Genomic DNA, 4964 nt, shown 5'->3' on the forward strand with positions numbered 1-4964 from the left:
TTCGTATGCTGTTTGACCGCTCTTGTCACACGCGCCGCCTGCACGGGATCGGTGCCGAATACGATGCCGCCTTCCTTGACATTCGGGCACGAAATATTGACCTCGATGCCGTCCACGCCATCGACATCGAGCATTTGCGCCATCTCGCCGTATTCTTCCGCCGTCCCCGCGCTGATGTTGACGATGAACGCCGTCGGCAGCTTCGCCGCTTCGGGCAGGATGTCACGGCAGAACGCCTCGATGCCGGGGTTTTCCAAGCCAATGGAGTTGAGCATACCGGCGGGCGTCTCGGCGATGCGCACGCCGCCGTTTCCCGCACGCGGTTTTGGCGTAATGCCCTTCGATACGACCGCGCCGACATCGGCAAGGTCAAGGAAATCTTCATACTCCATGCCAAAGCCGAACGTGCCAGAAGCCCCCATGATCGGCGTCGCCATGCGAATGCCCGCGACCTCGACGGCAAGCCTTTCCCTGTTCATTCAAAAACCTCCTCTGCCGCAAAGACCGGTCCTTCCGTGCAAGTCTTGCGCCTCTTGCCCGTCGTCTTTCCCTCGAAGGTGCAGCCAAGACAGACGCCGAAGCCGCACGCCATTCGCTTTTCGAGCGACACTTCGCATGAAAGACCTGCGCTCCGTGCCAGACGCGCAATGCCGTCCATCATGAGATCGGGACCGCAGACCTTGACGGCGCGCACCTCATTTTCACAGAGGACGAGCGGCATCAAGTGCAGAGGATAGCCGTGAAAGCCGCTCGTTCCATCGTCTGTCGCGATATAGACCGCTTTCGCATACGGCGTAAAAAAGCGCGTCCAAAAAGTCTCCGGCTCAGAACGTGCGCCGATGATGACGACAGGCTTTTCATGCAGACGATGCGCAAGCAAAAGGAGCGGCGCAAGCCCCAGACCACCGCCGACGAGAAGCGCAGGCTCGTCCGTGAGCGTAAAGCCCGTACCGAGTGCGCCCTCGACGCTCAAAGTTTCGCCCGGTCGCAGCGCAGCAAGCTCCGCCGTCCCCTCGCCCAAGATGCGGTAAAAGAGCGTGATCGTCCCCTTCTCATCGTCGATATCCGCCACGCCGAAAGGACGTCGCAAGAGGTGTGCGCTCTTCGGCTTCTTCACCATGACGAACTGCCCCGGCTCTGCCCCCGCCGCGATCTTCGGCGAAAGAAGCTCCATCTGCCAAATATCGGACAATATGGCGCGGTTCAAAACGATAACGGCATCCTCCAAAGTTTTTTTCAAGGAATCGTCCTCCTGTCTCATCGCTTACATCTTTTTGTATTATAACATCATTATCTACGGAAGGAAACAAAAGAAGAAACCGCCGCCACTGCAACGGTTTCTTCCATACGAATTTTAGGGAAACGCTGATAAAACAAAGTTCCCAGATTTGCACATCTACGCTGTTCCTGTCACGGAATTGCCGACGACGAGAGGACAGCGTAGATGTTTGAAGATGGGCGGCTGAATTGATCCGTGGTTCCTTAGATCGGGAGTTTCACTCCGTATCAAAAAGCAGCGTCACAGGCCCGTCGTTGATCGATGTGACCTGCATATCCGCGCCGAAACTGCCGTGCTCGACGCGAAAGCCCAGAGCGCGGCAATGCGCCATGAAACTCTCGTAGAGCGGCTCGGCGACTGCGGGCTTCGCCGCTCTGGAAAAGCCCGGGCGGCGGCTCGAAAGGTCGGCGTAGAGCGTGAACTGCGAGACGACGAGGAGTGCGCCGCCGACATCTTTGAGCGCGAGATTCATCTTGCCCGCCGCGTCGGAAAATACGCGCGTACGGCAGATCTTCTCCGCCAGGCGCTTCGCCTCGTCTTCCCGGTCCGTCGGCCCCACGCCCAGAAGCACGAGGAAGCCCTGTCCGATCTCGCCCGTCACTGCATCGTCAATGGAGACGGCAGCCTCCTTCACCCTCGTCACGACTGCCCGCATGATCCCATCCTTTCCCGCGGCAAAAACCGCGCCAACAGCAAAACACCCGCCGCCCAAGTCTCAGTTCGTCCAGCGATCGGCAAAGGCGAATACATGTCGGTAGTAATTCTCCGGATCCTTCGCCTTCGCCGCCGCATGCCACGCGCCTTCGACCGTCAGCACTTCCTTCTGCGGTGCGCTCGACGCCGCCGCCAACTCCTGCATCATACTGTAGGGCACGAGCAGATCGGACGTGCCGTGGATGAAGAGCGTCGGCGTCTTCATGCGGCGCACAGCGTCGAGCGCCGAGGCGTCAGAAAGCGCGACGCCCGTCTTCTCGCGGCTCATATAGTCCACGCCGCGCATGATGACAGATGCCGGCAGGTTGAAACTCTCCATCTTGCGCACGAACATATCCTCAGCACTCGTATAGCCCGAGTCCTCGACGACGGCGGCAAGGTTCGGCGGCGCATCGTCCCTTCCTGCTGCAAGGAGCGCCGTCGCCGCGCCCATAGAAACGCCGTGCAGCACGACACGCGCTGCAGGATCGACTTCAGCGATGCGCGAAATCCATGCGGCAACGTCGCGGCTTTCGAACGCTCCCATCGTCACATACTTTCCCTCGCTCTTGCCCGAAGCGCGCAAATCCGGCGTCAGAACGTGATACCCATGCGCGATGTACGCTTCGGCATAATCCCACGTATCCGCCTGGCTGCGCCCGTAGCCATGCAGCAGAACGACCCAGCGATGACTCAGCGCATCGGGCGAAAAATGCGTCGCTGCAAGCCGCAGTCCGTCGAAGGAGTGCAGCGTCCAATCCTCGCTTTGCGCCTCGGGCTTCTCCGGCAAGTGTACATTCGGATCGGAAAGACTCGCCGCGATGACGGGCGGCGCCTGCGGATCGCCGCCGCTGCCGCGCGCCAAGGCGAGGTCAACGAAGTAACCGCCGACGACATAGACGAAGACGCCTGCGGAGAGCGCCGCAAGCAGGAGCGTCGTCGCAAGACTCGTGAAAAAAATCGTCGCCAGCGTTCTCATTTGCCCGCTTTCATGCGATTGATGGCGCTGACAAGCGCCATCGCCGACGCCGTGATGATATCCGTATCAAGCCCTGCGCCCCATGTGACCTTGCCGCTTTCCGCCGTAATGCCGATGTATGCCATAGCGCGCGACGTTGAACCGATCTCAAGCGCGTGCTCGCTGTATGTCAAATCCTTATAGGAGATGCCAAGATTCTCCTGCAAGGCGTTGCTGATGGCGTCGAGGCGTCCGTTGCCGCGCGCCTGATACGTCACGGGCTTGCCCTCGACTTCCATGTGCACCTCGCCCGCACGTACGCCGTCCGGCGCCTTGCGCAGCAGGAAATCGACGAGCCGCACAGGCGTTTCGACATTGACGTACTCCTTCTGGAAAAGCTCATGCACCTCTTCGGGCAAAAGCTCCTTGTGCCCGCGATCGGAAACGCCCTTGACGAAGTAGCTGAGATCCTCGCGCATCTTCTTCGGCAGGTCGAGTCCGAACTTCTGCTCCAAGAGATAGCCGACGCCGCCCTTGCCCGACTGACTGTTGATGCGGATGACGTCGCCGTCGTACTCGCGCCCGACATCTTTCGGATCGATATAAAGGTACGGCACATTCCAGAACTTCGGCTGCTTCTCCTCGCGCCACTTCATGCCCTTGGCGATCGCGTCCTGATGCGAGCCGGAGAAAGCGGCGAAGACCAGCTCGCCCGCATACGGCTGACGCGCGTGGACGCTCATGCGCGTCACGCGCTCGTAAAGCTCGACAAGCTCGGGCATATTGGAAAAGTCCAGCTCGGGATCGACGCCGAGCGCGAAGAGATTCATGGCAAGCGTCACGATGTCCGCATTGCCCGTGCGCTCGCCGTTGCCGAAGAGCGTGCCCTCGATGCGCTCCGCCCCCGCCAAGATGCCCAGTTCCGAATCCGCCACGCCGCAGCCGCGGTCATTATGCGGATGCAGAGACAGTCGGACAGCATCGCGGTACTTGAGATTCTGTGAAATATAGGCGACCTGCATACCATAGACGTGCGGCATCGAAAGCTGCACCGTCACGGGGATATTGATGATCGCAGGACGCTCCGACTTCGGCTGCCAGACATCGAGCACGGCGTTGCAGACCTCAAGCGCATACTCCGGCTCCGTGCCCGTGAAGCTCTCAGGCGAATACTCGAAGCGATAGTCAGCGCCCGACTTCGCCGTAAGCTCGGCGAGGAGATTCGCACCCTCGACGGCGATCTTCTTGATCTCTTCTTTTGACTTATAGAACACCTGCTCGCGCTGCGGCACCGACGTCGAATTGTAGACGTGGACGATGGCGTTCTTCACGCCGTCAAGCGCTTCGAACGTCTTCTTGATGATATGCTCACGCGCCTGCGTCAAGACCTGCACCGTCACGTCGTCGGGGATCAGATCGTCCTCTACGAGGCGGCGAAGAAACGCGAACTCCGTATCGGACGCTGCGGGAAAGCCCACCTCAATCTCCTTGAAGCCGATCTTCACGAGCATCTTGTAAAATTCCAGCTTCTCCTCCAAGCTCATCGGGATAATCAACGCCTGATTGCCGTCGCGCAGATCGACGCTGCACCACGTCGGCGCCTTCGTCGGATGCTCCTTCTTGAGCCAGCTCAAATCTATCTCAGGCGGCAGAAAATACTGCTTCTCGTACTTCGTGTAATTCTTCATAAAGAACGCCTCCCATAGCCCCTTCATAGAAAAAGCCTTTCATCCCCAAAGAGACGAAAGGCAATGCTTACGTGTTACCACTCAATTTCGCGCCAAAGCGCGCACTTTAACGGATACCATCATATCCTCCTGCTCTAACGGTCAGGCTCCGGCTCCGCCTACTCCACGTCTGTTTCAGCGAGCTGCTTCAAGGCGAGTTCAACGGCGCTTCCTCTCCGCTTTCCACCAGCCAGCGGCTCTCTATCCATTCTGCGACGCCTACTATTCCTCTGCAACGCATTTGCAATTTGAAGTTATGCTCTATAGGATAGCATATATGTCGCCGCTCTGCAAGGGAAATTTTTCT

At 58.9% G+C, this 4964-nt stretch carries 4 protein-coding genes, 1 pseudogene and 1 other annotated feature; all 5 genes and pseudogenes read right to left on the reverse strand.

Going from position 1 to position 4964, the window contains the following annotated elements; all coding sequences use genetic code 11:
• A pseudogene (locus tag ACTTKG_RS08990) lies at nucleotides 1–479 on the reverse strand (dihydroorotate dehydrogenase); the annotation flags it as partial.
• Nucleotides 476–1240, reverse strand: coding sequence for a dihydroorotate dehydrogenase electron transfer subunit (locus ACTTKG_RS08995; RefSeq protein ID WP_442673875.1), 765 nt, complete (start codon nucleotides 1238–1240; stop codon nucleotides 476–478). The pseudogene ACTTKG_RS08990 and the gene ACTTKG_RS08995, both read right to left, overlap by 4 nt.
• Nucleotides 1241–1496: 256 nt before the next feature.
• Nucleotides 1497–1934 (reverse strand): D-aminoacyl-tRNA deacylase, encoded by a 438-nt coding sequence (dtd, locus tag ACTTKG_RS09000; RefSeq protein WP_442673876.1) that lies wholly within the window; start codon nucleotides 1932–1934, stop codon nucleotides 1497–1499.
• A 60-nt stretch (nucleotides 1935–1994) separates the two neighbouring features.
• The gene (locus ACTTKG_RS09005; protein WP_442673877.1) at nucleotides 1995–2951 is read right to left on the reverse strand and encodes an alpha/beta hydrolase; all 957 of its coding nucleotides are present in this window, start codon (nucleotides 2949–2951) and stop codon (nucleotides 1995–1997) included.
• Entirely contained in the window at nucleotides 2948–4618 is a 1671-nt protein-coding gene (locus tag ACTTKG_RS09010; RefSeq protein ID WP_442673878.1) for a 2-isopropylmalate synthase, read from the reverse strand. The genes ACTTKG_RS09005 and ACTTKG_RS09010 overlap by 4 nt, the downstream gene beginning before the upstream one ends.
• 46 nt (nucleotides 4619–4664) lie before the next feature.
• Nucleotides 4665–4902: a binding site (T-box leader), on the reverse strand.
• Nucleotides 4903–4964 lie beyond the last annotated feature (62 nt).

The sequence above is a fragment of the Selenomonas sp. genome, from assembly GCF_052169755.1.
GTDB lineage: Bacteria > Bacillota > Negativicutes > Selenomonadales > Selenomonadaceae > Selenomonas.